The following is a 25872-nucleotide window of genomic DNA, read 5'->3' as shown; positions in this document are numbered from 1 at the left end:
CTCAGGGACATAGCGATGAAACTTGAAGCCCAGGGTTCAACCCTCGATCTCTCCCACCCCCATGTAATGGGAATTCTTAACGTCACCCCGGATTCGTTCTCTGACGGCGGGACTCACAATACGCTGGTAGAAGCCGTTAAACATGCCAATCTGATGATTAATGCCGGAGCGACTATTATTGATATCGGTGGGGAATCGACGCGCCCGGGGGCCGCAGATGTCAGCGTTGAGGAAGAGCTCGCTCGAGTCATTCCGACGGTAGAAGCCATTGCCCAGCGCTTCGAAGTGTGGATCTCCGTTGATACCTCTAAACCGGAGGTGATTCGTGAATCAGCGCGCGTGGGGGCGCATATCATCAATGATATCCGTTCGTTAACCGAACCGGGAGCGCTGGAGGCTGCGGCGGAAACCGGCTTGCCGGTGTGCCTGATGCATATGCAGGGCCAGCCCAAGACCATGCAGGATGCCCCTAAATACGCGGATGTCTTTGCTGACGTTGAACGCTTTTTTGTCGAACATATTGTGCGCTGCGAGCGGGCCGGTATCGCAAAAGATAAATTGCTGCTCGACCCGGGATTCGGTTTCGGTAAAAATCTTTCCCATAATTATGAACTGCTTGCCCGACTCAGCGAGTTCCATCATTTCGGTCTTCCGCTACTGGTCGGTATGTCGCGTAAGTCGATGGTAGGCCAGTTGCTTAATGTCGGGCCGAAAGAACGCCTGAATGGCAGCCTGGCTTGCGCAGTCATTGCTGCAATGCAGGGCGCGCAGATTATTCGCGTCCATGATGTCAAAGAAACGGTAGAAGCGCTGCGTGTGGTGGAAGCTACCCTGGCCGCTAAGGAAAATAAACGTTATGAGTAACCGCAAATATTTTGGTACTGATGGTATCCGTGGCCGCGTAGGCGATGCGCCAATAACGCCAGAATTTGTCTTAAAGCTGGGCTGGGCGGCTGGAAAGGTGCTGGCGCGCCACGGTTCGCGCAAGATTATTATCGGTAAAGATACCCGTATTTCAGGCTATATGCTGGAGTCCGCGCTGGAGGCTGGCCTGGCTGCCGCAGGGTTATCGGCTTCTTTTACCGGCCCAATGCCAACGCCGGCAATTGCCTATCTGACGCGAACCTTCCGCGCGGAGGCCGGAATTGTGATCTCCGCTTCGCATAATCCGTTCTATGATAACGGCATTAAATTCTTCTCTATCGAAGGGACTAAGCTCCCGGATGAAGTTGAAGAAGCCATTGAAGCCGAAATGGAAAAAGAGCTGACCTGCGTTGATTCCGCCGAGCTGGGCAAAGCCAGCCGTATCGTCGACGCCGCTGGCCGCTATATCGAGTTTTGCAAAGGCACCTTTCCGAACGAGCTGAGCCTCAACTCCTTGAAGGTGGTGGTCGATTGCGCTCACGGCGCGACTTACCATATCGCCCCGAGTGTTTTCCGCGAGCTGGGCGCTCAGGTGATCGCCATGGGCTGTGAGCCTGATGGACTCAACATCAATGAAGAAGTCGGAGCGACGGATGTTCGTGCTCTGCAGGCGCGCCTGCTGGAGGAAAAAGCCGACCTGGGTATTGCCTACGATGGCGATGGCGATCGGGTCATAATGGTGGACCATGAAGGCAATAAAGTCGACGGTGACCAGATCCTCTACATCATAGCTCGCGAAGGTCTGCGCCAGGGGCAACTGCGTGGCGGCGCCGTCGGGACGCTCATGAGCAACATGGGGCTTGAACTGGCGCTCAAACAGCTGGGTATTCCTTTCGTTCGCGCGAAGGTAGGTGACCGTTATGTGCTGGAAAAACTGCAGGAGAAAGGCTGGCGCATCGGTGCCGAAAACTCCGGCCATGTGATCCTGCTGGACAAAACCACAACGGGGGATGGGATTGTCGCCAGCCTGCAGGTGGTGGCGGCGATGGTGCGTAACCATATGAGCCTGCACGATCTGTGTAGCGGAATGAAAATGTTCCCGCAGCTGCTGGTTAATGTCCGCTTTACCGAAGGTAGCGGTAACCCACTGGAACATGAACACGTAAAAGCGGTCACGGCAGAAGTGGAAGCCGAGCTGGGCAATCGTGGCCGCGTACTGCTGCGTAAATCAGGCACCGAGCCGCTGATTCGCGTTATGGTGGAAGGCGAGCATGAAGAAAAGGTACACGAGTTCGCCCATCGTATCGCTGATGCCGTAAAAAGCGTGTAATTTGTCTGGCTAAGTAATTAAAAAGGCGACGCTTGCCGCCTTTTTAATCGACAAAAAATCGCTTTTTGCTGTTTTTTTCCGCACTTGATACAATGCGTTGAAATTGCCCTTGCGAAGGTCATTCGCTTTGGTTAGTATTCACACCCGCTTCAGTGGGAAACGTTAATACGTCCCGCTTTATTGGTCGAAGCACTTGGTATGCGGCGAATCCGCAAGGAACAGGTTGATTATGTACGAAGCTCTTTTAGTTGTTTTCCTTATTGTAGCAATTGGCCTTGTTGGTCTGATTATGCTGCAGCAAGGTAAAGGCGCTGATATGGGAGCCTCCTTCGGAGCAGGCGCTTCCGGCACTCTGTTTGGATCCAGCGGTTCTGGTAACTTCATGACCCGCATGACTGGTATCCTGGCTGCGCTGTTCTTCATCATCAGTCTGGCGCTGGGTAATATCAACAGCAACAAGACCAACAAAGGAAGTGAGTGGGATAACCTGAGCGCTCCGAAAACTGAGCAAACTCAGCCGACAGCTCCGGCACAGCCGAGCAGCGACATCCCGCACTGATAAGTAGTATCCGTACCGAGGTGGTGGAATTGGTAGACACGCTACCTTGAGGTGGTAGTGCCCTAACGGGCTTGTGGGTTCGAGTCCCATCCTCGGTACCAATTTCCTGAAAAAAGACGCTGAAAAGCGTCTTTTTTTTCGTCCAGAGAAAAGTGCGCAGTCGCATAAGCGGCTGATATTCCTCTTCAGTTGGGGTCGGGATTTCACAGCATAAAAAAGGCCGCTTGCGCGGCCTTTACTGTTTTCTCAGGGATGTTACTTAGCTTTATTTTCCAGGTTTTCCACCTGCGGCAAGCCGGTGGCGGAAGAGGCGGTCAGCAGTCCGGACTGAGCGTAGCCAAACAGCTTATCGCGGGTATCGGTGATATCCAGATTGCGCATTGTCAGCTGGCCGATACGGTCCTCAGCGGAGAACATTGAGTCGCCTTTTTCCATGGTCAGGCGTTCTGCTTTATAGGTCAGATTATCTGACACGGTATTCAGGATGGAATAGTCGTTGCCGCGACGCAGTTCAAGGGTCACTTCGCCGGTGATTTGGCTGGCCACCCAGCGCTGCAGGCCGTCGCGTAGCATCAGAGCCTGTGAGTCGAACCAGCGCCCCTGATACAGCAGACGACCCAGCTGACGACCGTGTGCGTGATATTGTTCGATGGTATCTTCATTATGAATACCGGTCAGCAGACGCTCATAGGCAATATGCAGCAGCGCCATCCCGGGGGCTTCATAAATGCCGCGGCTCTTCGCTTCGATGATACGGTTTTCGATCTGATCGCTCATGCCGAGTCCATGGCGGCCGCCGATGCGATTAGCTTCCAGCATCAGCTCAACGTCATCGCTAAAGGTCTGTCCATTCAGCGCAACCGGGTGGCCTTGTTCAAAGCGGACGGTGACTTCTTCCGCAGGAATTTTGACGCTTTCATCCCAGAACTTCACACCCATAATCGGGTTCACAATCTTGACGCTGGAGTTCAGGAACTCAAGATCTTTAGCCTCGTGCGTAGCTCCCAGCATATTGGAGTCGGTTGAGTAGGCTTTTTCAACGGACATTTTATAGTCAAACCCGCAGGAAATCATAAATTCTGACATTTCCTGGCGGCCGCCTAACTCGTCGATAAAGTCGCTATCCAGCCACGGTTTGTAAATTTTCAGCTCTGCGTTGGTCAGCAGGCCGTAACGATAGAAACGTTCGATATCGTTGCCTTTATAGGTACTGCCGTCGCCCCAGATGTTAACGCCGTCTTCTTTCATCGCGGCAACCAGCATAGTACCGGTCACTGCGCGGCCCAGCGGAGTGGTATTAAAGTAGGTCAACCCGCCGGTGGTGTTATGAAATGCGCCGCACTGGATTGCAGCAATACCTTCCGCAACCAGCTGCTTACGGCAGTCGATCAGACGAGCTCCTTCAGCACCATACTCTTTGGCACGACGAGGAATGGCTTCGTAATCGTCTTCGTCTGGCTGTCCCAGGTTAGCGGTATATGCATAAGGGACTGCTCCCTTTTTACGCATCCACAGCAGCGCGGCGCTGGTATCCAGCCCACCAGAAAAAGCAATACCAATACGTTGTCCTACCGGGAGATGCTTGAGAATCGTCGTCATAAAATAAAACCCTGCTAGAGAGACTGTGGTGAGTTTGACTCAACAATCTTTATTGCATGTTTATGCATTAATTGTGAGTTTTCATTTAATCATCTTTTGCTGGTGACAGGAAGAGGCGAAACCGCTTTTTACCAAAAAACCCTGAAATACCAGCACGAACCGAAACCCGCTATGTGAAATTCATGTTGACAAAATATATGAAGTATCAATACAATTCACTACGATTTTATGTCCCGTCTCTCGGTACCAAATCCCAGCAGTATTTGCGTCTTTTGCTCAAAACGAGTAAAATATGCCACGTTTCAGGCGCGGGGTGGAGCAGCCTGGTAGCTCGTCGGGCTCATAACCCGAAGGTCGTCGGTTCAAATCCGGCCCCCGCAACCACTTTCCCATTAAGTACTTTTTCAAATATACTGTGAGGACCGGGTCCTTCGTAGACGAATTTGAAAGAATTCTTCTGGAAAGTGTTCCAGATCGCAGTTGCGATCTCAGGGTTCAGTTATCTAAAGCCCCGATTTATCGGGGTTTTTTGTTATCTGACTTCAGAATAACTGGGCTATACGCCCTTTTTTTATGTCTTGGGGGTGGGTTTGTCCACATTAGAGCAAAAATTAACAGAGATGCTCACAGCGCCAGTTGAAGCGCTTGGCTTTGAGCTGGTCGGCATCGAATTTATTCGCGGTCGCACATCCACACTGCGCATCTATATTGATAGTGAAGATGGCATCAATGTTGATGATTGTGCTGATGTGAGTCACCAGGTCAGTGCTGTTATGGACGTAGAAGACCCGATTACAGTCGCTTATAACCTGGAAGTTTCTTCCCCTGGTCTCGATCGTCCTATGTTTACCGCCGAACACTATGAGCGTTTCATCGGCGAAGAAGTTTCGCTGGTTTTGCGCATGGCGGTACAGAACCGACGCAAATGGCAGGGCCTTATCAAAGCGGTAGACGGTGAGATGATCACGGTAACCGTCGAAGGCAAAGATGAAGTGTTCGCGCTGAGTAACATCCAGAAGGCGAACCTGGTTCCCCACTTTTAACAGTCTGGATTGAGGTGAAAGGCCCCGATGAACAAAGAAATTTTGGCTGTTGTTGAAGCCGTTTCCAACGAAAAGGCGCTGCCGCGTGAGAAAATTTTCGAAGCGTTGGAAAGTGCGTTAGCAACGGCTACTAAGAAAAAATATGAACAAGAGATCGACGTTCGCGTAGAAATCGATCGTAAAAGCGGTGATTTCGACACATTCCGTCGCTGGCTGGTTGTGGAAGAAGTCACCCAGCCGACGCGCGAAATCACGCTGGAAGCTGCGCGTTTCGAAGATGAAAGCATGAATCCTGGCGATTACGTCGAAGACCAGATTGAATCTGTCACCTTTGACCGTATCACTACGCAGACTGCGAAGCAGGTTATCGTACAAAAAGTACGTGAAGCCGAACGCGCAATGGTCGTTGATCAGTTCCGTGAGCACGAAGGTGAAATTATCACGGGCGTAGTGAAGAAAGTGAATCGCGACAACATTACGCTGGATCTGGGCAACAACGCTGAAGCCGTGATCCTGCGTGAAGACATGCTGCCGCGTGAAAACTTCCGTCCGGGTGACCGTATCCGCGGCGTACTGTACGCAGTCCGCCCGGAAGCGCGTGGCGCGCAGCTGTTCGTGACGCGTTCCAAGCCGGAAATGCTGATTGAACTGTTCCGCATTGAAGTTCCGGAAATTGGTGAAGAAGTTCTCGAAATTAAAGCGGCGGCTCGCGATCCTGGCTCTCGTGCTAAAATCGCGGTTAAAACCAACGATAAGCGCATCGATCCGGTGGGTGCCTGCGTCGGTATGCGCGGCGCGCGCGTTCAGGCAGTCTCGACTGAACTGGGCGGCGAGCGTATTGATATCGTGCTGTGGGACGATAACCCGGCGCAATTTGTCATTAACGCCATGGCTCCGGCTGACGTCGCCTCTATCGTGGTAGATGAAGACAAGCACACCATGGATATCGCAGTCGAAGCGGGCAACCTGGCGCAGGCCATTGGCCGTAACGGTCAGAACGTCCGTCTGGCGTCTCAGCTGAGCGGCTGGGAACTGAACGTCATGACCGTTGATGACCTCCAGGCTAAGCATCAGGCTGAAGCCCATGCAGCGATTGATACCTTCACTAAATATCTTGATATTGATGAAGATTTCGCCACGCTGCTGGTTGAAGAAGGTTTCGCCACTCTGGAAGAACTGGCCTATGTGCCAATGAAAGAACTGCTGGAAATTGACGGTCTGGATGAACCGACCGTTGAAGCACTTCGTGAGCGGGCGAAAAACGCGCTGACCACGCTGGCGCTGGCCAAAGAAGAGAGCCTGGGAGACAGCAAACCTGCCGACGATCTGTTGAATCTGGAAGGTATGGATCGCACCCTGGCATTCACCCTGGCCGCCCGTGGTGTTTGTACGCTGGAAGATCTCGCCGAGCAGGGCATTGATGATCTGGCTGATATCGAAGGCTTGACCGACGAGAAAGCCGGAGAACTTATCATGGCCGCTCGTAATATTTGTTGGTTCGGCGACGAAGCGTAATAAACTGTAGCAGGAAGGAACAGCATGACAGATGTGACCATTAAAGCGCTGGCCTCAGAGATTCAGACCTCTGTGGATCGCCTGATACAGCAATTTGCTGATGCAGGGATCCGCAAATCGGCTGATGATTCTGTGACCGCGCAAGAGAAGCAAACCTTGTTGACGCACCTGAACCGTGAACACGGCTCAGCGCCCGACAAGCTGACGCTGCAGCGCAAAACGCGCAGCACGTTAAATATTCCGGGTACCGGTGGAAAGAGTAAGTCGGTACAAATCGAAGTCCGCAAGAAACGCACCTTTGTGAAACGCGATCCGCAAGAGGCCGAACGCCTTGCCGCGGAAGAGCAGGCGCAGCGTGAAGCGGAAGAGCAAGCCCGTCGTGAGGCAGAAGAAGCTGCCAAACGCGAGGCGCAATTAAAAGCTGAACGTGAGGCCGCAGAACAAGCGAAACGTGAACTCGCCGATAAAGCGAAACGTGAAGCCGCGGAAAAAGACAAAGTGAGCAATCAACAAACCGACGATATGACCAAAACCGCCCAGGCTGAAAAGCAACGCCGCGAAAACGAAGCTGCGGAGCTGAAGCGCAAATCGGAAGAAGAAGCACGCCGCAAACTTGAAGAAGAAGCGCGCCGTGTAGCGGAAGAAGCACGCCGTATGGCTCAAGAAAACGAAAAGAACTGGACTGAAGCGCCAGAAACGCCTGAAGAGACCACTGACTATCACGTAACAACTTCTCAGCATGCGCGTCAGGCTGAAGACGATAACGATCGTGAAGTTGAAGGCGGTCGCGGCCGTGGACGTAATGCGAAAGCAGCGCGTCCGGCTAAGAAAGGCAACAAACACGCTGAATCGAAAGCCGATCGTGAAGAAGCCCGTGCGGCCGTTCGCGGCGGTAAAGGTGGTAAACATCGTAAGGGTTCTGCTCTGCAGCAAGGCTTCCAGAAGCCGGCTCAGGCGGTTAACCGTGATGTTATCATCGGTGAAACCATCACCGTTGGCGATCTGGCCAACAAGATGGCCGTTAAAGGTTCTCAGGTCATCAAAGCGATGATGAAGCTGGGCGCTATGGCGACGATTAACCAGGTCATCGACCAGGAAACCGCACAGCTGGTTGCCGAAGAGATGGGCCACAAAGTTATCCTGCGTCGTGAAAACGAGCTGGAAGAAGCGGTAATGAGCGACCGTGACACCGGCGCTGCGGCGGAACCGCGCGCACCGGTTGTGACTATCATGGGTCACGTTGACCACGGTAAAACCTCTCTGCTGGACTACATTCGTTCAACGAAAGTGGCCTCTGGCGAAGCGGGCGGCATTACCCAGCATATCGGTGCTTACCACGTCGAAACCGACAACGGTATGATCACCTTCCTGGATACCCCGGGCCACGCCGCGTTCACCTCTATGCGTGCTCGTGGTGCTCAGGCGACGGATATCGTGGTTCTGGTTGTGGCGGCAGACGACGGCGTGATGCCGCAGACCATCGAAGCAATCCAGCACGCGAAAGCGGCGGGTGTGCCGGTCGTGGTTGCGGTGAACAAAATCGATAAGCCGGAAGCGGATCCGGATCGCGTTAAAAACGAACTGTCCCAGTACGGCATTCTGCCGGAAGAGTGGGGCGGTGAAAGCCAGTTCGTCCACGTGTCTGCTAAAGCGGGTACCGGCATCGACGAACTGCTGGACGCAATCCTGCTGCAGGCTGAAGTTCTGGAGCTGAAAGCGGTTCGTAAAGGTATGGCGAGCGGCGCGGTTATCGAATCCTTCCTGGATAAAGGTCGTGGTCCGGTTGCTACCGTTCTGGTACGCGAAGGTACGCTGCACAAGGGTGACATCGTCCTGTGCGGTTTCGAATATGGTCGCGTTCGTGCGATGCGTAACGAACTGGGTCAGGAAGTGCTGGAAGCGGGTCCATCCATTCCGGTGGAAATCCTCGGCCTGTCAGGCGTACCGGCTGCCGGTGACGAAGTGACCGTCGTTCGTGACGAGAAGAAAGCACGTGAAGTTGCGCTGTATCGTCAGGGTAAATTCCGTGAAGTTAAGCTGGCTCGTCAGCAGAAATCTAAACTTGAGAACATGTTCGCCAACATGACCGAAGGCGAAGTTCACGAAGTGAACATCGTCCTCAAAGCGGACGTGCAGGGTTCTGTGGAAGCGATCTCCGACTCCTTGCTGAAACTGTCTACTGACGAAGTGAAAGTGAAGATTATCGGTTCCGGCGTAGGTGGTATCACCGAAACCGATGCAACCCTGGCCGCTGCCTCCAACGCGATTCTGGTTGGCTTTAACGTTCGTGCTGATGCATCCGCACGTAAAGTTATCGACGCGGAAAGCCTGGATCTGCGCTACTACTCCGTCATCTATCATCTGATCGACGAAGTGAAAGCAGCGATGAGCGGCATGCTGTCTCCGGAACTGAAACAGCAGATCATTGGTCTGGCCGAAGTCCGTGATGTGTTCAAATCGCCGAAATTCGGCGCCATCGCAGGCTGTATGGTTACTGAAGGTACGATTAAGCGTCATAACCCAATCCGCGTACTGCGCGACAACGTGGTTATCTATGAAGGCGAGCTGGAATCCCTGCGCCGCTTCAAAGATGACGTTAACGAAGTTCGTAACGGCATGGAGTGTGGTATCGGCGTTAAGAACTACAACGACGTTCGCGTTGGCGATATGATCGAAGTGTTCGAAATCATCGAGATTCAACGTACCATCGATTAATCGTTTAGTAGGCCGGGGAAGCGCAGCGCCACCCGGTTATACAAAATTAAAGGGGGCCGCGTGGCCCCCTTATTTGTCTGGAGAATTTATTATGGCGAAAGAATTTGGTCGCCCGCAGCGCGTGGCCCAGGAGATGCAAAAAGAGATCGCAATCATCCTGCAGCGCGAAATTAAAGACCCGCGTCTGGGCATGATGACCACGGTTTCAGGCGTCGAGATGTCCCGCGACCTGGCCTATGCCAAAGTGTTTGTGACCTTCCTGAACGACAAAGACGAAGCCGCCGTGAAAGCGGGCATCAAGGCTTTGCAGGAAGCGTCTGGTTTCATCCGCTCGCTGCTGGGCAAAGCAATGCGCCTGCGTATCGTGCCGGAACTGACCTTCTTCTACGACAATTCATTAGTCGAAGGAATGCGCATGTCGAACCTGGTGACCAGCGTGGTGAAACATGACGATGAGCGTCGTGTGAACCCGGACGACAGTAAGGAGGACTAATGAGTCGTCCTCGTCGTCGCGGTCGCGACGTGCACGGCGTACTGTTGCTGGATAAACCGCAAGGCGCATCCAGCAACGACGTGCTGCAGAAAGTTAAACGACTTTATAATGCTAACCGGGCAGGGCATACGGGAGCGCTGGATCCGCTGGCGACCGGCATGTTGCCGATTTGCCTCGGGGAAGCGACAAAGTTTTCCCAGTATCTGCTCGATTCTGACAAGCGCTACCGCGTGATTGCTAAACTTGGCCAGCGCACCGATACCTCTGATGCCGACGGCCAGGTGGTGGAAGAACGTCCGCTGACTTTTAGTCCTGAGCAGCTGGCAGCCGCGCTCGATGGCTTTCGTGGCGAAACCCAGCAGGTGCCGTCGATGTATTCGGCGCTGAAATACCAGGGGAAAAAACTGTACGAATATGCCCGTCAGGGGATTGAAGTACCGCGTGAACCCCGGCCGATTACGGTTTACGAGCTGCTGTTTATCCGCCATGAGGGGACGGAGCTTGAGCTGGAAATTCATTGCTCCAAAGGCACCTACATTCGCACGATTATTGATGATTTAGGCGAGAAACTTGGATGCGGCGCGCACGTCACTTTCCTGCGTCGCCTGGCGGTCAGTAAATATCCCGTCGAACGGATGGTGACGCTGGAGCAGTTGCAGGCGCTGGTTGAACAAGCAAATGCGCAGGATATTCCGGCAGCCCAGCTGTTGGACCCGCTGTTGATGCCGATGGACAGCCCGGCTTCGGATTACCCGCTGGTGAATATTCCGGAAACCTCCGCCATCTACTTTAAAAACGGTAATCCGGTGCGGACATCGGGTGCGCCGCTGCAGGGGCTGGTTCGCGTCACCGAAGGTGATGACGAGAAGTTTCTTGGCATGGGGGAAATCGATGATGAAGGCCGCGTGGCGCCTCGTCGTCTGGTGGTTGAATACCCTGCCTGAGCGCTTTCCTTGCGATAAAAGGCTGCTGCGAGTAGAATATCGCCGCTTAACGTCCGCCAAAGTGTTTTAACATTTGCGAGCGTTATATCAGGGGTTGCTGAATTAGAGATCGGCACCCTTTCTTTCTTTTAATTTTGGAGTTCGAAAATGTCTCTAAGCGTTGAAGCTAAAGCAAAAATCGTTTCTGAGTTCGGTCGTGGCGAAAACGACAGCGGTTCTACTGAAGTTCAGGTTGCACTGCTGACTGCACAGATCAACCACCTGCAGGGTCACTTTGCAGAGCACAAAAAAGATCACCACAGCCGTCGTGGTCTGCTGCGCATGGTTTCTCAGCGTCGTAAACTGCTCGACTACCTGAAACGTAAAGATGTTGCACGTTACTCTTCGCTGATCGAGCGTCTGGGTCTGCGTCGCTAATTCTGCGAGTTTCAGAAGAAGGGGCCTCACGGCCCCTTTTTTCGACCGGGCGGCAGCAATTCATTAAAAACTCATGTATTGTTGCTATTAATGATCTTCATGCAGAGGTTCGCGCGGCTAATGAGAGGCTTGACTCGCAGGGGCGGGTAAAGGTTGTCATTAGTCGCGAGGATGCAGAAGATCGGGTCATACGATGTCTTATCGTGGATTTGACATCATCTATAGATAAAAGGATAGAATTTTGCTTAATCCGATCGTTCGTAAATTCCAGTACGGCCAACATACCGTAACGCTGGAGACCGGCATGATGGCGCGCCAGGCAACTGCCGCCGTTATGGTTAGCATGGATGACACCGCGGTATTCGTTACCGTAGTCGGCCAGAAAAAAGCGAAGCCAGGCCAGGATTTCTTCCCGCTGACCGTTAACTATCAGGAGCGTACTTACGCTGCTGGTAAAATCCCGGGTGGTTTCTTCCGTCGTGAAGGCCGTCCGAGCGAAGGCGAAACCCTGATTGCGCGTCTGATTGACCGCCCGGTTCGCCCGCTGTTCCCGGAAGGCTTCGTTAACGAAGTTCAGGTTATTGCGACCGTCGTTTCTGTTAACCCACAGGTTAACCCGGATATCGTCGCGATGATCGGCGCTTCCGCTGCGCTGTCTCTGTCCGGTATTCCGTTTAACGGCCCAATTGGCGCCGCGCGCGTGGGTTATATTAATGACCAGTACGTGCTGAACCCGACCCAGGAAGAGCTGAAGTCCAGCAAACTGGATCTGGTTGTTGCGGGTACCGAAGCCGCAGTACTGATGGTTGAATCCGAAGCTGAACTGCTGAGCGAAGACCAGATGCTGGGCGCGGTCGTGTTTGGTCACGACCAGCAGCAGGTTGTTATTCAGAACATCAACGACCTGGTGAAAGAAGCCGGTAAACCGCGTTGGGACTGGCAGCCGGAAGTGGTTGATGCCGCGCTGAACGCGCGCGTCGCTGCGCTGGCTGAATCTCGCCTGAGCGATGCGTACCGTATCACCGACAAACAGGAGCGTTATGCTCAGGTTGACGTGATCAAATCCGAAACTATCGCGACCCTGGTTGCGGAAGATGAAACCCTGGACGCTAACGAACTGGGCGAAATCCTGCACGCAATCGAGAAAAACGTGGTGCGTAGCCGCGTACTGGCCGGTGAGCCGCGTATCGATGGTCGTGAAAAAGATATGATTCGTGGTCTGGACGTTCGTACCGGCGTTCTGCCGCGTACCCACGGTTCAGCACTGTTTACCCGTGGTGAAACTCAGGCGCTGGTTACCGCGACCCTGGGCACCGCACGTGACGCGCAGAACATCGATGAGCTGATGGGCGAGCGTACCGACTCCTTCCTGTTCCACTATAACTTCCCTCCGTACTCCGTAGGCGAAACGGGAATGGTCGGCTCTCCGAAGCGTCGTGAAATCGGTCACGGTCGTCTGGCTAAGCGCGGCGTACTGGCCGTGATGCCGACTATCGAAGAGTTCCCGTACACCGTACGCGTGGTTTCTGAAATCACCGAATCGAACGGTTCCTCCTCCATGGCTTCCGTTTGTGGCGCTTCTCTGGCGCTGATGGACGCAGGTGTGCCGGTGAAAGCCGCCGTTGCGGGTATCGCAATGGGTCTGGTGAAAGAAGGCGACAACTTCGTCGTACTGTCTGACATTCTGGGCGATGAAGATCACCTGGGCGATATGGACTTCAAAGTTGCGGGTTCCCGTGAAGGTATCTCTGCTCTGCAGATGGATATCAAAATTGAAGGTATCACCAAAGAGATCATGCAGGTTGCTCTGAACCAGGCTAAGGGTGCGCGTCTGCACATCCTGGGCGTGATGGAACAGGCGATTAACGCGCCGCGCGGCGATATCTCTGAGTTCGCACCGCGTATTCACACGATCAAGATCAGCCCGGACAAAATTAAAGACGTTATCGGTAAAGGCGGCTCCGTTATTCGCGCGCTTACCGAAGAAACCGGCACCACTATCGAAATCGAAGATGACGGTACCGTCAAAATCGCAGCAACCGATGGCGACAAAGCGCAGCACGCGATTCGTCGTATCGAAGAGATCACCGCTGAGATCGAAGTTGGCCGTATCTATAACGGTAAAGTGACCCGCATCGTTGACTTTGGCGCATTCGTTGCCATTGGCGGCGGTAAAGAGGGTCTGGTTCACATCTCTCAGATCGCCGACAAGCGCGTTGAGAAAGTGACCGACTATCTGCAGATGGGTCAGGAAGTGCCGGTTAAGGTTCTGGAAGTTGACCGTCAGGGCCGTGTCCGTCTGAGCATCAAAGAAGCAACTGAACAAACTCAGCCTGCGGCTGCGCCGGAAGCTCCGGCTGCCGAACAGCAGGGCGAGTAAGGTTGCCGTTTGCCCTCCGCATTGCGGAGGGCGCATTGCGGGCAGGAAGCCCTGTTTGCAGCCGGGGAACTGGACGTTCATCCAATCGTTGTCTTCGGGAGTGGGAAATGAAGCCTTTTTTGCGCTGGTGTTTCGTGGCGACAGCTCTCACGCTGGCAGGATGCAGCAACTCTGCCTGGCGTAAGGACGCAGTCCTCGCGGTGCCATTGCAACCGACTTTGCAGCAGGAAGTGATTCTGGCGCGCATGGAACAAATTCTTGCCAGTCGGGCTTTAACCGATGACGAACGCGCACAGCTTTTATATGAGCGCGGAGTGTTGTATGATAGTCTCGGTCTGAGGGCATTAGCGCGAAATGATTTTTCACAAGCGCTGGCAATCCGACCGGATATGCCTGAAGTATTCAATTACTTAGGCATTTATTTAACGCAGGCAGGCAATTTTGATGCTGCCTATGAAGCGTTTGATTCTGTACTTGAGCTTGATCCAACTTACAACTACGCGCACTTAAATCGCGGCATCGCTCTGTATTACGGCGGTCGTGCTAAGTTAGCGCAAGATGATCTGCTGGCGTTTTATCAAGACGATCCCAATGATCCTTTCCGAAGCCTGTGGCTTTATCTCGCCGAGCGTCAGCTCGATGAGAAGCGGGCGCTTGAAGCACTGAGACAGCGCTTAAACAAGTCGGACAAAGAACAATGGGGATGGAACATTGTCGGGTTCTACCTTGGCGACATTAGCGAAAAAGAGCTAATGGACCGTCTGAAGGCAGACGCAACGGATAACACCTCGCTCGCTGAGCATCTCAGTGAAACCAACTTCTATTTAGGTAAGTACTACCTAAGTCTGGGGGACAAGGACAGCGCTACGGCACTGTTCAAACTGGCGGTCGCAAACAACGTTCATAACTACGTTGAGCACCGATACGCATTGTTGGAATTATCGCTCTTGGGCCAGGAGCAAGATGACCTGGCAGAATCGGACCAGCAATAGCTGACGAACACATCAGCCCTTTTTTGATTGCCATCACCTTAGCGGGTGAGGGCGTTGTTGTTCGTTAATACACCTACTTTGAGCCGGTTCACACTTTTCAATGAAAATTACCGTAAATTTTCACGATGAGTTATGTAGACTGGCCGCCATTAATTTTGAGGCACACGTACTACATGGCTGAATTCGAAACCACATTTGCAGATCTGGGCCTGAAGGCTCCCATCCTTGAAGCGCTTAACGATCTGGGTTACGAAAAACCATCTCCGATCCAGGCTGAGTGCATTCCGCATCTGCTGGGCGGCCGCGACGTTCTGGGTATGGCCCAGACGGGTAGCGGTAAAACCGCAGCGTTCTCTTTACCGCTGCTGAACAACATTGATCCTGAGCTGAGAGCACCGCAGATTCTGGTGCTGGCGCCGACCCGCGAACTGGCGGTACAGGTTGCTGAAGCAATGACGGAGTTCTCTAAACATATGCGCGGCGTAAACGTGGTTGCCCTGTACGGCGGCCAGCGTTATGACGTGCAGCTGCGCGCACTGCGTCAGGGGCCGCAAATCGTTGTCGGTACCCCGGGTCGTCTGCTGGACCACCTGAAACGCGGTACGCTGGATCTCTCTAAATTGAGCGGTCTGGTACTGGATGAAGCTGACGAAATGCTGCGCATGGGCTTCATCGAAGACGTAGAAACCATTATGGCGCAGATCCCGGAGGGTCATCAGACCGCTCTGTTCTCTGCCACCATGCCGGAAGCGATTCGTCGTATTACCCGCCGCTTTATGAAAGAGCCGCAGGAAGTGCGCATCCAGTCCAGCGTCACGACTCGCCCGGACATCAGCCAGAGCTACTGGACTGCTTACGGTATGCGTAAAAACGAAGCGCTGGTGCGTTTCCTGGAAGCGGAAGATTTTGATGCGGCGATTATCTTCGTTCGTACCAAAAATGCGACCCTGGAAGTGGCCGAAGCGCTGGAGCGTAGCGGCTATAGCAGCGCTGCGCTGAACGGCGACATGAACCAGTCCCTGCGTGAGCAGACTCTGGAGCGTCTGAAAGACGGTCGTCTGGATATCCTGATTGCAACCGACGTTGCGGCTCGTGGCCTGGACGTTGAGCGTATTAGCCTGGTGGTTAACTACGATATCCCGATGGATTCCGAGTCTTACGTTCACCGTATCGGCCGTACCGGTCGTGCGGGTCGCGCTGGCCGCGCGCTGCTGTTCGTTGAGAACCGCGAGCGTCGTCTGCTGCGCAATATCGAACGTACGATGAAGCTGACCATTCCGGAAGTTGAACTGCCGAACGCAGAGCTGCTGGGCAAACGTCGCCTGGAAAAATTTGCCGCGAAAGTTCAGCAGCAGCTGGAAAGCAGCGATCTGGATCAGTACCGCGCGCTGCTGGCGAAAATCCAGCCGTCTGCCGAAGGCGAAGAGCTGGACGTGGAAACGCTGGCCGCAGCGCTGCTGAAAATGGCGCAGGGCGAACGTCCGCTGATCCTGCCGCCGGATGCGCCTATGCGTCCTAAGCGCGAGTTCCGCGACCGTGACGATCGTTTCGAACGTCGTGGCGACCGTAACGATCGTGGCCCGCGCGGCGATCGCGGTGGCGAAGATCGTCCGAAGCGTGAGCGTCGTGACGTTGGCGATATGGAACTGTACCGCATTGAAGTGGGCCGTGATGACGGCGTTGAAGTTCGTCATATCGTTGGCGCCATCGCGAACGAAGGCGATATCAGCAGCCGTTACATCGGTAACATCAAGCTGTTTGGTTCTCACTCCACCATCGAACTGCCGAAAGGCATGCCGGGCGAAGTGCTGCAGCACTTTACGCGTACCCGCATCCTGAACAAGCCGATGAACATGCAGTTGCTGGGCGATGCTCAGCCGCGCCCTGAGCGCAGCGGCGAACGTCGTGGCGGCGGTGAGCGTCGTGAAGGCGGCCGTAGCTTCGGCGGCGGTGAACGTCGTGAAGGTCGTGGTTTCGGCGGTGAGCGTCGCGAAGGCGGCCGTGGTGAAGGTCGTCGTTTCAGCGGTGAACGTCGCGAAGGTGGCCGCGCGCCGCGCCGCGATGATGCTTCAGCGCCGCGTCGTGACGACTCCGCAGGTCGTCGTCGTTTCGGTGGCGATGCATAATTAGCGCTTTCCGCTAACGTAAAGTAAACGATACAGCCCCGATCTTAACGATTGGGGCTTTTTTTATTTCCTTTGTACTCGTGTACTGGTACAGTGCGTCACGTTGATAACAAGAAAAGTATTTTCGACTGGAGATTTCGGCAAATGGCGACACTTACCACTACGGCAACCCGACCGTCCTTATTTGGCGGCGTAGTGATTATCGGCGGGACAATTATTGGCGCGGGCATGTTTTCGCTGCCGGTTGTAATGTCCGGCGCATGGTTCTTCTGGTCTCTGGCGGCGCTGGTTTTTACCTGGTTTTGTATGCTGCATTCCGGGTTGATGATCCTCGAAGCGAACCTGAATTATCGGATTGGTTCGAGCTTCGATACCATTACTAAAGATCTGCTCGGTAAAGGCTGGAATCTGGTTAACGGCGTGTCGATCGCCTTTGTACTTTATATTCTGACTTACGCCTATATCTCCGCCAGCGGCTCGATCCTGCACCATACGTTTAGCGAAATGTCGCTGAACGTACCGGCAAGGGCGGCCGGTTTTGGTTTTGCGCTACTGGTGGCGTTTATCGTCTGGTTGAGCACCAAAGCGGTGAGCCGCATGACGGCCATTGTGCTGGGAGCTAAGGTCATTACCTTCTTTCTGACCTTTGGCAGCCTGTTGGGGCACGTCCAGCCGACCACGCTGTTTAACGTGGCTGAACAAAATGCCTCGTATATGCCCTATCTGCTGATGACGCTGCCGTTCTGTCTCGCATCTTTCGGCTATCATGGCAACGTGCCGAGCCTGATGAAGTACTACGGCAAAGATCCGCGCACAATCGTGAAATGCCTGGTTTACGGTACGCTGCTGGCGCTGGGTCTGTACGTGGTGTGGCTGCTGGTGACGATGGGCAATATCCCGCGCCCTGAATTTATCGGCATCGCGCAGAAGGGGGGCAATATAGATGTCCTGGTCCAGGCGCTTAGCGGAGTGCTGAACAGCCGGAGCCTGGATCTGCTGTTAGTCATCTTTTCGAACTTTGCCGTTGCCAGTTCATTCCTTGGCGTAACGCTGGGGCTGTTTGATTATCTGGCGGATCTGTTCGGCTTCGATGACTCCGCGCTGGGACGTTTTAAAACAGCGGTACTGACCTTCGTTCCGCCGATGGCGGGAGGCTTGCTGTGGCCGAACGGATTCCTCTATGCGATCGGCTATGCAGGTCTGGCCGCGACGATCTGGGCGGCAATTGTACCGGCGCTGCTGGCTCGCGCATCGCGTAAACGTTTTGGCAGCCCATTGTTTCGCGTTTGGGGTGGAAAGCCGATGATCGCTTTGGTGCTGCTGTTTGGGCTGGGTAACGTTATCGTGCATTTCCTCTCAAGCTTTAACGTATTACCCACCTATCAATAATTGAAAATGCGGCAAAAATGCCGCATTGCTCACTACCCGATCAGCTCTTCTTTCACCTGCATCGCCAAATCAAATGAATGCAGGCGCGCCTGATGATCGAAGATTTGGCCGTTAACCATGATCTCATCAGCCTGGGTCTCCCGTAGGATCGATGCCAGCCCGTGGCGGATTTTCGCTTTATCGCCGACCAGCGACATGCTCAGCGCCTGCTGAACGCCGTACTGCTCTGAAGCGGACCACAGCTGATGCATATTTTGCACCGGCGGCGGCAGCTGTCCGGTCTCGCCGCGGCGCAGTTTGACGAACGCCTGCTGCATGGACGTAAACAGAAATTCCGCATCTCTGTCGCTATCGGCGGCAATAATGTTAATGCATACCATCGCGTACGGCTTCGCTAACCGTTCTGACGGCTGGAAGTGGGTGCGGTAGAGGTGCAGGGCCTGGAAGAGCATATCCGGCGCGAAGTGCGAGGCAAAGGCGAACGGCAGCCCCAGCTGCGCCGCCAGCTGGGCGCTGTACAGGCTTGAGCCGAGCAGCCAGACAGGTATCTTCTCGCCATAGCCGGGAACCGGCCGTACGTGCGGATTAGGATCGCGGGCGTCGAACCAGTCCACCAGCTCCGCGACATCGCGCGGGAAGTTATCAACTTCGCCGCTCATATGGCGACGCAGCGCGCGCATGGTCGGCTGGTCGCTACCCGGCGCGCGCCCAAGGCCGAGATCGATACGACCGGGGTAGAGCGTATTGAGCGTGCCGAACTGCTCGGCAATCACCAGCGGCGAATGGTTCGGTAGCATCACGCCGCCGGAGCCCAGATGCAGAGTGGTGGTATGGGCGGCAAGATAGCCAATCAGCACCGAGGTCGCGGCGCTGGCAATACCGACCATATTATGGTGCTCGGCCAGCCAGTAGCGATGATAACCGCGTTTTTCCGCCAGCTGCGCCAGATCTAAAGAGTGGGAGAAAGCTTCCTTTGCGGAAGATCCTTGCGGGATTGGCGCCAGGTCGAGCACCGAGAATGAAACAGATTTGTCAGTCATAAAGGCTCACTTTGCTACAGCATAGTCATCAGATTGAAGGTCTTCTTCCAGCCTGGCGCATCCGCGATACGCCTGCCAGAAAAGCTGCATCTTTAATAGTGCATTAAAAAGCAGCGATAGCCATTAACAAAGTGAGCGGTTAATCAGCTCTGCAGTTCCAGTCCGGCCAGCCGCCGCCAGTAGCCGTTGCAGTCGCTGTTCGCCGTCAGCGGTAGCGGCGCTGCGCCGTTCTCATTTGCCCGGAAGGCGTCCAGCATCGCAAAGGTCTCGATGCCCAGCGGCGACAGGCGGACCATATCCACCAGCCCGTGCATGGTGCTCAGCTCATTCCCGAGGTTATAGACGTAGCCGCTCATGGTCTGAATGCCGTTGAGGACGAATACCTGCTGGTTCTCCTGTGAGAGCACGTCGCGCCCGTTAGGATATTTAATGCAGCAGGTTTCGCACTCGTCTTTGGGTCGGTCTTCCGAACGGGCGGTAAAGCAACGGGCGGAGTAGGCCAGCGGCAGATGGCCGTAGCTCAGCACCTCTACCTCAAACTGGTTGCGAATGCCCAGTTCGTCGCACTGGGTCAGCAAGTTCGCCAGCCAGTCGCGGGAAAGCTCGACCGGCATACACCAGCGCACCATACCTTGCTTAAGCAGCAGACGCAGGGTGACGGCGTTGTAGCAGTTGAGCGCATGGCCAGCGACGAACGGCAGTTTACGTTCCGCGCACAGGTTAACGACGCCGAGATCGCTGGCTTCAATCAGAAATTCGCCGTTATCGACATAGCGCTTCAGTTCGCCCAGTTCCGAGGACGCCTGCACCAGCGCGAGGGTGGAAAGCACTACCTGTTTGCCGCTTCCCGCCAGCGCTTTCGCCATCTCGATCCAGTCGCCGACTTTGGTGGCGCGGCGTTTGCTGCATACCGCTTCGCCGAGATAAATCGTGTCCGCGCTGCAGCTGGCTGCCTGCTGGTAAAAATCTTCCAGCGTCTCTTTTGGCCAGTAATAAAGCACCGGCCCTAATGAATATTTCATTGCTGTTCTCACTGCCATTTACGGTGATAGGCGCCAAGGGTGGTTTGCGTCCCTTCGGACATCGAACCGAGGGTCTCCATCCACGCGGACTGCGGCACGAAGTTTTGCGGATCGGCTTTGCAGCGATCGATCGCCTGACGCCAGACTTTCGCCACCTGGGTGACGTACGCCGGACTGCGCTGGCGGCCCTCGATTTTGACCGAGGCAATATTTGCCGCCATCAGCTCCGGCAGCAGCTCCAGGGTGTTCAGGCTGGTGGGCTCTTCCAGTGCGTGGTAGCGCTCGCCGTCGACCAGATACCGCCCTTTACAGAGGGTGGGATAGCCGGCATTTTCACCATCTCGATAGCGGTCGATCAGCACTTCGTTAAGGCGTGATTCCAGTCCCTGCGGCGTTTGCTGCCAGCGCACGAAGCGTGCCGGCGAACAGGCGCCGACGGTATTCGGTGATTCGCCGGTCAGATAAGAGGAAAGATAGCAGCGGCCTTCCGCCATAATGCACAGGCTGCCGAAGGCGAAGACCTCCAGCGGCACCGGCGTGGCGCGGGCCAGCTGTTTGACCTGGTGAATCGACAGTACGCGCGGCAGCACCACGCGGGCGACGTCAAAGTTGCGATGATAAAATTTTACCGCTTCTTCGTTAGTGGCCGAGGCCTGAACGGAAACGTGACGCTCGATGTGCGGGTAGCGCTCGGCGGCATACTCCAGCATTGCGATATCGGCGAGGATCAGCGCGTCGGCGCCCAGCTGGGCCGCCATATCTACCGCGCGCTGCCAGCGGGCATAGCCATCAGGATGCGCGAAGGTATTGATGGCAATATGCAGTTTACGACGATGCTGGTGCACAAAGCTGACGGCTTCCTGCAGTTTCTTTTCGGTGAAATTAAGGCCGGCAAAGTGGCGGGCGTTGGTGTCATCTTTCAGCCCGATATAGACGGCATCGGCGCCGTTTTCGATGGCCGCCTTAAGCGCCGGAAGGTTACCGGCTGGGCAGAGCAGCTCCATAATTTTTCCTGAAAAACGCGGCCCGTCAGGGACGCTGGATGGTTAATGAGCTGGGATTTTAGTTAACCTTCTGGTGACAATTTTTGATTTGAGGCAGTTAAAAGCGTATTGGCGGGATCAATACCAGCGGCCCGACATTGTGATTTTGTTGATTTACGCCGCTATGTCGTTTATTTGATATGGCACAATAGAGGAACTATTGCATTCATGGAGTAAAGCTTGTGTTGGATAAACTGCGTTCCCAACTGGTTCACTTTGGCCCGTCGTTAATAAGCGTGCCGGTTAAGCTGGCGCCTTTTGCCCTCAAGCGCCAGGTGCTGGAACAAGTATTAAGCTGGCAGTTTCGCCAGGCGCTGGCGGATGGGGAACTGGATTTTCTCGAGGGGCGCTGGTTAAGTATTCATGTGCGTGATATCGGCCTGCTGTGGTATACCTCGGTGATTAACGGCCGTCTGGTGGTCAGCCCGGAGGCTGAAGCGGACGTCAGCTTTAGCGCCGACGCCAGCGACCTGCTGATGATTGCGGCGCGCAAGCAGGATCCGGATACGTTGTTCTTCCAGCGTCGCCTGGTTATCGAAGGCGATACCGAGCTGGGTCTTTATGTAAAAAACCTGATGGATGCCATTGAGCTGGAGCAGATGCCCAAGGCGCTGCGTATTATGCTGCTGCAGCTGGCGGACTTTGTTGAAGCAGGCCTGAAAGGCCCGCAGAAACCTGAACAGACATCGGTAGGTGAGGCATGCTGATTCGAGTAGAAATTGGGATTGATGCACCGGGAATCGACGCGCTATTGCGTCGTACCTTCGGCAGCGATGCGGAAGCGCAGCTGGTGCACAGCCTACGTGAAGATGGCCTGATCACGCTGGGCGTGGTGGCGACGGATGACGAAGGTCAGGTCGTGGGCTATGCGGCCTTTAGCCCGGTTGCCGTTGAAGGCGAAGAGCTGCAGTGGGTTGGACTGGCTCCGCTGGCGGTCGATGAAAGCTACCGCGGTCAGGGCATCGGTCGTCAGCTGGTCTATGAAGGGCTCGATTCACTGAACGAGTTTGGCTATGCCGCTGTTGTCACCCTTGGCGATCCGGCGCTTTATGGTCGTCTGGGCTTTGAACCCGCAGCGCGTTTTAATCTGCACTGCCGTTGGCCGGATAGCGCGGATGCTTTCCAGGTTCACCGCCTGGCCGATAACGCCCTTGATGGCGTCAGCGGGCTGGTCGAATACAGCGACCACTTTAACCGCTTCTGAGGCTTTCCAGCAGCGCCTCAAACGAACCGTCTCCGGCAACGAGGCGCTCTTTCTGGCGCTTCGTTAGCTGCTTGATACGATACTCCAGTCGTAATGCTAGTGAGTGTTCACCAACTTCCTGGCTGAAGGCCAGCTGAAGCTCTCCCTTCCCACGCAGCGCTTTCGCGCCTTTGCCGTCCTGGTGCTGGCAAAAGCGGCGTGAGACATCGGTAGTAATCCCGGTATAAAGGCGATTATCGGCGGTACGAATCAGATAGAGAAACCAGCACACGGTACAGAGGTCGCTATGTTAAGGTGTGAGCACCATAACATACTGGAGAGTAAAGATGGATACGCTCGCCGCTATCAGCCGTTGGCTGGGAAAGCAGCATGTCGTGACCTGGTGCGTCGCCCGCGATGACGAGCTGTGGTGCGCCAATGCCTTTTACGTTTATGACCCGGAAAAGGTCGCCTTTTATTTGCTTAGCGATGAAAAAACGCGCCACGGCCAGATGACCGGGAAAGGCGCCAGGGTGGCCGGAACGGTAAACGGCCAGCCGAAGACCGTCGCCTTGATCCGCGGAGTCCAGTTTAAAGGCCAAATTCGCCGCCTGTCCGGGGAGGAAGAGGCGGCGATGCGTAAGCGTTACGTCAGCCGTTTTCCGGTTGCCCGCATGCTATCGGCGCCCGTCTGGGAGATTCTCCCCGATGAGCTTAAGTTCACCGATAACACGCTGGGCTTTGGTAAAAAGCTGCACTGGCTGCGTGAATCAGACACCGAGCAGACGTAAAGCTTCTCGATTAAACGCCGGCAGGTCGTCCGGGGTTCTGCTGGTCACCAGCTGCTCGTTGTCGATAACCACTTCCTGATCGTAGAATTCGCCACCGGCGTTTTTCACGTCGACGATGATAGGCTTCACGGCCGTCAACTTACGCCCGCGAATCACATCGGCGCTAATCAACAGCTGCGGACCGTGACAGATGGCGAATACCGGTTTGCCGCTGTTCACAAAATCGCGGGTGAAGGTGACAAAGCGTTCGTCTCCGCGCAGCGCGTCCGGTGAATAACCGCCCGGTAGCAGCAGAGCGTCGAAGTCGGCAGGGGTGACGTCATCAATGGCTTTATCGATAACGGCTTCAGCTTCCCCTTTTTTCCCTTTTACCTTCTTCCCCGCCTGTTTTTCAATCGTCACGACCTCATGACCGGCCAGACGATAGGCGTCCGCGGGTGAGGTGAACTCCGAGTCTTCAAAGTCGTCGGTAATTAAAACGGCTATCTTCTTACTCATTCTTCCTCCAGTGTTTTGGTGTGGAATGAGGCATTTCCCTGATGATGATGGATAATTACCTCGTAGAGTATTAAGTCTGGAACATGAGGCTGGGATCGCAACATAGAAAAATCTGCAAAGGAGTTTCGATGAGTCAGGTACTGATAACGGGGGCAACCGGGTTAGTTGGCGGTCACTTACTTCGAATGCTACTCAACGCGCCGGGCGTTAAGTCCGTTGCCGCCCCGACGCGTCGGCCGCTGGCCGATATCTCCGGCGTCTTTAACCCCCACGATCCGCAGCTAACGGACGCCCTGGCGCAGGTTGTCGATCCGATAGATATCGTTTTCTGCTGTCTGGGGACTACCCGCCGGGAAGCGGGTAGCAAAGAGGCGTTTGTGCATGCCGATTATACGCTGGTCATTGATACCGCGCTGGTGGGAAAAAAGCTGGGCGCGCAGCATATGCTGGTCGTCAGCGCGATGGGGGCCAATGCGCATTCGCCCTTTTTCTATAATCGTGTAAAGGGTGAGATGGAAGAGGCGCTGATTGCGCAGCAGTGGCCGCGCCTGACCATTGCCCGCCCGTCAATGCTGATAGGCGAGCGCGAAAAAAAACGCGCCGGCGAAACGCTCTTTGCGCCGCTTTTCAATCTGCTGCCGGGAAATCTGAAGTCAATAGAGGCGCGGGACGTGGCGAGCGCGCTACTCGCGGAGGCGCTATCGCCCACGCAGGAGGGCGTACAAATTCTCTCTTCGTCGCAGCTGCGCGAAAGGGCGGCACGCTCGGGGGATTACTGATTTCCAAAATTTCCCCGGAGGCGTAGTATTCATGTCCTCAATTTATCATGACACTCCCCGGGGAATGCTATGGCTGGTCAGTCTTCATCTCAGGCGGCATCACCGTTTCAATGGTGGAAGCCCGCGCTCTTTTTTCTCGTCGTTATCGTTGGTCTGTGGTTCGTTAAATGGCAACCCTACTATGGCAAAGCCTTCACCGCCGCAGAGACGCACAGTATCGGCAAATCTATCCTTGCTAACAGTAACGCTAACCCTTTCGCTGCGGCCTGGGATTACGCCCTGGTCTATTTCCTGGCCGTATGGAAAGCGGCGGTCCTGGGCGTGCTGCTGGGTTCGCTGATTCAGGTGCTGATCCCGCGTGACTGGCTGCTACGCACGCTGGGGCAGGCGCGTTTTCGCGGTACGCTGCTGGGAACCGTATTCTCTCTGCCGGGCATGATGTGCACCTGCTGCGCCGCGCCGGTGGCGGCAGGAATGCGTAAACAGCAGGCCTCGATGGGCGGCGCGCTGGCGTTCTGGCTGGGCAATCCGCTGCTCAATCCGGCGACGCTGGTGTTTATGGGTTTTGTGCTGGGCTGGCAGTTTGCGCTGGTGCGCCTGCTGGCTGGTCTGGCGACGGTGCTGGTGGTCGCAACGCTGGTGCAGAAATGGGTAAAAGAGGCGGCGACGCAGCCGGTTTCGGTGCCTGAACAGCCGGTTGCAACCGTGCAGGACGGTTTCTTTAGCCGCTGGCTGCGCGCTCTCTGGACGCTGTTCTGGAACACTATCCCGGTTTATATTCTGGCGGTGCTGGTGCTGGGAGCCGCGCGGGTGTGGTTATTCCCTCATGCCGATGGGGTGGTGGATAACACGCTGTTCTGGGTGATTGCTATGGCGATTGCCGGCTGCCTGTTTGTTATTCCGACAGCGGCGGAGATTCCGATAGTGCAGACGATGATGCTGGCAGGTATGGGCGTGGCGCCCGCGCTGGCGCTGCTGATTACGCTGCCTGCTGTCAGCGTACCGTCACTGATTATGCTGCGGAAAGCGTTTCCGGCGAAGGCGCTGTGGCTCACCGGCGTGATGGTGGCGCTGTGCGGCGCGGTGGTTGGCGGGCTGGCTTTAATCTGATGACCTTCCCGGAGGCGGCGCTGTGCGCCTGTCCGGGCTA

The 25872-nt window shown here is 55.1% G+C and carries 25 protein-coding genes and 2 tRNA genes; 21 read left to right on the top strand and 6 right to left on the bottom strand.

Going from position 1 to position 25872, the window contains the following annotated elements:
- The first annotated feature begins 15 nt into the window (after window positions 1-15).
- From folP to HMPREF3178_RS04725, 4 genes are all read left to right on the top strand, one after another.
- Window positions 16-864, top strand: a complete 849-nt coding sequence (folP, locus tag HMPREF3178_RS04740; RefSeq protein ID WP_004106106.1) for a dihydropteroate synthase — start codon at window positions 16-18, stop codon at window positions 862-864.
- A complete protein-coding gene (gene glmM, locus HMPREF3178_RS04735; protein WP_017145351.1) occupies window positions 857-2194 on the top strand; it encodes a phosphoglucosamine mutase in 1338 nt (445 codons plus the stop codon). The genes folP and glmM overlap by 8 nt, the downstream gene beginning before the upstream one ends.
- Window positions 2195-2423: 229 nt before the next feature.
- Window positions 2424-2753: a preprotein translocase subunit SecG gene (secG, locus tag HMPREF3178_RS04730; protein ID WP_004106103.1), complete on the top strand. Its 330-nt coding sequence runs from the start codon at window positions 2424-2426 to the stop codon at window positions 2751-2753.
- Window positions 2754-2767: 14 nt separating this feature from the next.
- Window positions 2768-2854: transfer RNA gene (locus HMPREF3178_RS04725), tRNA-Leu, on the top strand.
- Window positions 2855-3008: 154 nt separating this feature from the next.
- On the opposite strand, the gene argG is transcribed toward HMPREF3178_RS04725, so the two are convergent.
- Window positions 3009-4352 carry an argininosuccinate synthase gene (argG, locus tag HMPREF3178_RS04720; RefSeq protein WP_004106101.1) on the bottom strand — a complete coding sequence of 448 codons (1344 nt, stop codon included), beginning with the start codon at window positions 4350-4352 and terminating at the stop codon, window positions 3009-3011.
- 307 nt (window positions 4353-4659) lie between these two features.
- On the opposite strand from argG, the gene HMPREF3178_RS04715 reads away from it, so the two are divergent.
- From HMPREF3178_RS04715 to mtr, 12 genes are all read left to right on the top strand, one after another.
- Window positions 4660-4736 (top strand) — tRNA-Met (locus HMPREF3178_RS04715).
- A 206-nt stretch (window positions 4737-4942) separates the two neighbouring features.
- Window positions 4943-5395, top strand: coding sequence for a ribosome maturation factor RimP (gene rimP / locus HMPREF3178_RS04710; protein WP_004125659.1), 453 nt, complete (start codon window positions 4943-4945; stop codon window positions 5393-5395).
- 27 nt (window positions 5396-5422) lie between these two features.
- Window positions 5423-6910, top strand: coding sequence for a transcription termination factor NusA (gene nusA, locus HMPREF3178_RS04705; protein WP_004106094.1), 1488 nt, complete (start codon window positions 5423-5425; stop codon window positions 6908-6910).
- 24 nt (window positions 6911-6934) lie between these two features.
- Complete coding sequence (gene infB / locus HMPREF3178_RS04700) at window positions 6935-9625, top strand: translation initiation factor IF-2 (protein ID WP_004106093.1); 2691 nt, start codon at window positions 6935-6937, stop codon at window positions 9623-9625.
- 91 nt (window positions 9626-9716) lie between these two features.
- A complete protein-coding gene (gene rbfA / locus HMPREF3178_RS04695; protein WP_004106092.1) occupies window positions 9717-10118 on the top strand; it encodes a 30S ribosome-binding factor RbfA in 402 nt (133 codons plus the stop codon).
- On the top strand, window positions 10118-11062 hold the full coding sequence (gene truB, locus HMPREF3178_RS04690) for a tRNA pseudouridine(55) synthase TruB (RefSeq protein ID WP_017145352.1): 945 nt from the start codon (window positions 10118-10120) through the stop codon (window positions 11060-11062). Before rbfA ends, truB begins: the two co-directional genes overlap by 1 nt.
- A 147-nt stretch (window positions 11063-11209) precedes the next feature.
- The gene (gene rpsO, locus HMPREF3178_RS04685) at window positions 11210-11479 is read left to right on the top strand and encodes a 30S ribosomal protein S15 (protein ID WP_004106090.1); all 270 of its coding nucleotides are present in this window, start codon (window positions 11210-11212) and stop codon (window positions 11477-11479) included.
- Window positions 11480-11720: 241 nt separating this feature from the next.
- Window positions 11721-13859 carry a polyribonucleotide nucleotidyltransferase gene (gene pnp / locus HMPREF3178_RS04680; RefSeq protein ID WP_004106089.1) on the top strand — a complete coding sequence of 713 codons (2139 nt, stop codon included), beginning with the start codon at window positions 11721-11723 and terminating at the stop codon, window positions 13857-13859.
- Between the two features lie 107 nt (window positions 13860-13966).
- Window positions 13967-14851: a lipoprotein NlpI gene (nlpI, locus tag HMPREF3178_RS04675; RefSeq protein ID WP_004106088.1), complete on the top strand. Its 885-nt coding sequence runs from the start codon at window positions 13967-13969 to the stop codon at window positions 14849-14851.
- Window positions 14852-14951: 100 nt separating this feature from the next.
- The gene (yrbN, locus tag HMPREF3178_RS30765) at window positions 14952-15032 is read left to right on the top strand and encodes a protein YrbN (protein ID WP_085903200.1); all 81 of its coding nucleotides are present in this window, start codon (window positions 14952-14954) and stop codon (window positions 15030-15032) included.
- Window positions 15025-16977 carry a DEAD/DEAH family ATP-dependent RNA helicase gene (locus HMPREF3178_RS04670; RefSeq protein ID WP_016809829.1) on the top strand — a complete coding sequence of 651 codons (1953 nt, stop codon included), beginning with the start codon at window positions 15025-15027 and terminating at the stop codon, window positions 16975-16977. Before yrbN ends, HMPREF3178_RS04670 begins: the two co-directional genes overlap by 8 nt.
- 144 nt (window positions 16978-17121) lie before the next feature.
- Window positions 17122-18366 carry a tryptophan permease gene (gene mtr / locus HMPREF3178_RS04665; protein ID WP_017145353.1) on the top strand — a complete coding sequence of 415 codons (1245 nt, stop codon included), beginning with the start codon at window positions 17122-17124 and terminating at the stop codon, window positions 18364-18366.
- Between the two features lie 32 nt (window positions 18367-18398).
- Here mtr and HMPREF3178_RS04660 read toward each other — a convergent pair whose 3' ends face one another.
- From HMPREF3178_RS04660 to ubiU, 3 genes are all read right to left on the bottom strand, one after another.
- A complete protein-coding gene (locus tag HMPREF3178_RS04660) occupies window positions 18399-19406 on the bottom strand; it encodes a luciferase-like monooxygenase (RefSeq protein WP_017145354.1) in 1008 nt (335 codons plus the stop codon).
- 143 nt (window positions 19407-19549) lie between these two features.
- Complete coding sequence (locus HMPREF3178_RS04655; protein ID WP_004106060.1) at window positions 19550-20428, bottom strand: U32 family peptidase; 879 nt, start codon at window positions 20426-20428, stop codon at window positions 19550-19552.
- Window positions 20429-20436: 8 nt separating this feature from the next.
- The gene (gene ubiU / locus HMPREF3178_RS04650) at window positions 20437-21432 is read right to left on the bottom strand and encodes a ubiquinone anaerobic biosynthesis protein UbiU (RefSeq protein ID WP_004106058.1); all 996 of its coding nucleotides are present in this window, start codon (window positions 21430-21432) and stop codon (window positions 20437-20439) included.
- A 221-nt stretch (window positions 21433-21653) separates the two neighbouring features.
- Between ubiU and ubiT the strand changes: the two genes are divergently transcribed.
- Both ubiT and HMPREF3178_RS04640 read left to right on the top strand, forming a co-directional pair.
- Entirely contained in the window at window positions 21654-22178 is a 525-nt protein-coding gene (gene ubiT, locus HMPREF3178_RS04645) for a ubiquinone anaerobic biosynthesis accessory factor UbiT (protein WP_017145355.1), read from the top strand.
- Entirely contained in the window at window positions 22172-22675 is a 504-nt protein-coding gene (locus tag HMPREF3178_RS04640) for a GNAT family N-acetyltransferase (protein WP_004115804.1), read from the top strand. The genes ubiT and HMPREF3178_RS04640 overlap by 7 nt, the downstream gene beginning before the upstream one ends.
- On the opposite strand, the gene HMPREF3178_RS04635 is transcribed toward HMPREF3178_RS04640, so the two are convergent.
- On the bottom strand, window positions 22662-22946 hold the full coding sequence (locus HMPREF3178_RS04635; protein WP_004115802.1) for a GIY-YIG nuclease family protein: 285 nt from the start codon (window positions 22944-22946) through the stop codon (window positions 22662-22664). The genes HMPREF3178_RS04640 and HMPREF3178_RS04635 overlap by 14 nt on opposite strands.
- Window positions 22947-23001: 55 nt before the next feature.
- Here HMPREF3178_RS04635 and HMPREF3178_RS04630 point away from each other — a divergent pair, with 55 nt between their 5' ends.
- Window positions 23002-23445 carry a YhbP family protein gene (locus tag HMPREF3178_RS04630; RefSeq protein ID WP_017145356.1) on the top strand — a complete coding sequence of 148 codons (444 nt, stop codon included), beginning with the start codon at window positions 23002-23004 and terminating at the stop codon, window positions 23443-23445.
- Here HMPREF3178_RS04630 and HMPREF3178_RS04625 read toward each other — a convergent pair.
- Window positions 23425-23943 (bottom strand): type 1 glutamine amidotransferase domain-containing protein, encoded by a 519-nt coding sequence (locus HMPREF3178_RS04625; RefSeq protein ID WP_017145357.1) that lies wholly within the window; start codon window positions 23941-23943, stop codon window positions 23425-23427. The genes HMPREF3178_RS04630 and HMPREF3178_RS04625 overlap by 21 nt on opposite strands.
- A gap of 128 nt (window positions 23944-24071) precedes the next feature.
- On the opposite strand from HMPREF3178_RS04625, the gene HMPREF3178_RS04620 reads away from it, so the two are divergent.
- A complete protein-coding gene (locus HMPREF3178_RS04620) occupies window positions 24072-24722 on the top strand; it encodes an NAD(P)H-binding protein (RefSeq protein WP_017145358.1) in 651 nt (216 codons plus the stop codon).
- A 69-nt stretch (window positions 24723-24791) separates the two neighbouring features.
- Window positions 24792-25832, top strand: coding sequence for a permease (locus HMPREF3178_RS04615; RefSeq protein ID WP_017145359.1), 1041 nt, complete (start codon window positions 24792-24794; stop codon window positions 25830-25832).
- The last annotated feature ends 40 nt before the right edge of the window (window positions 25833-25872 follow it).

It is taken from the genome of Klebsiella sp. HMSC09D12, from assembly GCF_001808475.1.
Lineage (GTDB): Bacteria > Pseudomonadota > Gammaproteobacteria > Enterobacterales > Enterobacteriaceae > Klebsiella > Klebsiella oxytoca.
This window is presented reverse-complemented; position numbering and strand designations above follow the sequence as displayed.

Bases quoted from the DNA above. Each gene is read 5' to 3' on its own strand.
- HMPREF3178_RS04655 (WP_004106060.1), bottom strand. From the start codon at position 20,428: ATGAAATATTCATTAGGGCCGGTGCTTTATTACTGGCCAAAAGAGACG.
- argG (WP_004106101.1), bottom strand. From the start codon at position 4,352: ATGACGACGATTCTCAAGCATCTCCCGGTAGGACAACGTATTGGTATT.
- nusA (WP_004106094.1), top strand. From the start codon at position 5,423: ATGAACAAAGAAATTTTGGCTGTTGTTGAAGCCGTTTCCAACGAAAAG.
- mtr (WP_017145353.1), top strand. From the start codon at position 17,122: ATGGCGACACTTACCACTACGGCAACCCGACCGTCCTTATTTGGCGGC.
- HMPREF3178_RS04630 (WP_017145356.1), top strand. From the start codon at position 23,002: ATGGATACGCTCGCCGCTATCAGCCGTTGGCTGGGAAAGCAGCATGTC.
- glmM (WP_017145351.1), top strand. From the start codon at position 857: ATGAGTAACCGCAAATATTTTGGTACTGATGGTATCCGTGGCCGCGTA.
- rpsO (WP_004106090.1), top strand. From the start codon at position 11,210: ATGTCTCTAAGCGTTGAAGCTAAAGCAAAAATCGTTTCTGAGTTCGGT.
- yrbN (WP_085903200.1), top strand. From the start codon at position 14,952: ATGAAAATTACCGTAAATTTTCACGATGAGTTATGTAGACTGGCCGCC.
- secG (WP_004106103.1), top strand. From the start codon at position 2,424: ATGTACGAAGCTCTTTTAGTTGTTTTCCTTATTGTAGCAATTGGCCTT.
- HMPREF3178_RS04625 (WP_017145357.1), bottom strand. From the start codon at position 23,943: ATGAGTAAGAAGATAGCCGTTTTAATTACCGACGACTTTGAAGACTCG.
- ubiU (WP_004106058.1), bottom strand. From the start codon at position 21,432: ATGGAGCTGCTCTGCCCAGCCGGTAACCTTCCGGCGCTTAAGGCGGCC.
- HMPREF3178_RS04660 (WP_017145354.1), bottom strand. From the start codon at position 19,406: ATGACTGACAAATCTGTTTCATTCTCGGTGCTCGACCTGGCGCCAATC.
- folP (WP_004106106.1), top strand. From the start codon at position 16: ATGAAACTTGAAGCCCAGGGTTCAACCCTCGATCTCTCCCACCCCCAT.
- infB (WP_004106093.1), top strand. From the start codon at position 6,935: ATGACAGATGTGACCATTAAAGCGCTGGCCTCAGAGATTCAGACCTCT.
- HMPREF3178_RS04620 (WP_017145358.1), top strand. From the start codon at position 24,072: ATGAGTCAGGTACTGATAACGGGGGCAACCGGGTTAGTTGGCGGTCAC.
- truB (WP_017145352.1), top strand. From the start codon at position 10,118: ATGAGTCGTCCTCGTCGTCGCGGTCGCGACGTGCACGGCGTACTGTTG.
- HMPREF3178_RS04640 (WP_004115804.1), top strand. From the start codon at position 22,172: ATGCTGATTCGAGTAGAAATTGGGATTGATGCACCGGGAATCGACGCG.
- HMPREF3178_RS04670 (WP_016809829.1), top strand. From the start codon at position 15,025: ATGGCTGAATTCGAAACCACATTTGCAGATCTGGGCCTGAAGGCTCCC.
- HMPREF3178_RS04615 (WP_017145359.1), top strand. From the start codon at position 24,792: ATGGCTGGTCAGTCTTCATCTCAGGCGGCATCACCGTTTCAATGGTGG.
- rbfA (WP_004106092.1), top strand. From the start codon at position 9,717: ATGGCGAAAGAATTTGGTCGCCCGCAGCGCGTGGCCCAGGAGATGCAA.
- nlpI (WP_004106088.1), top strand. From the start codon at position 13,967: ATGAAGCCTTTTTTGCGCTGGTGTTTCGTGGCGACAGCTCTCACGCTG.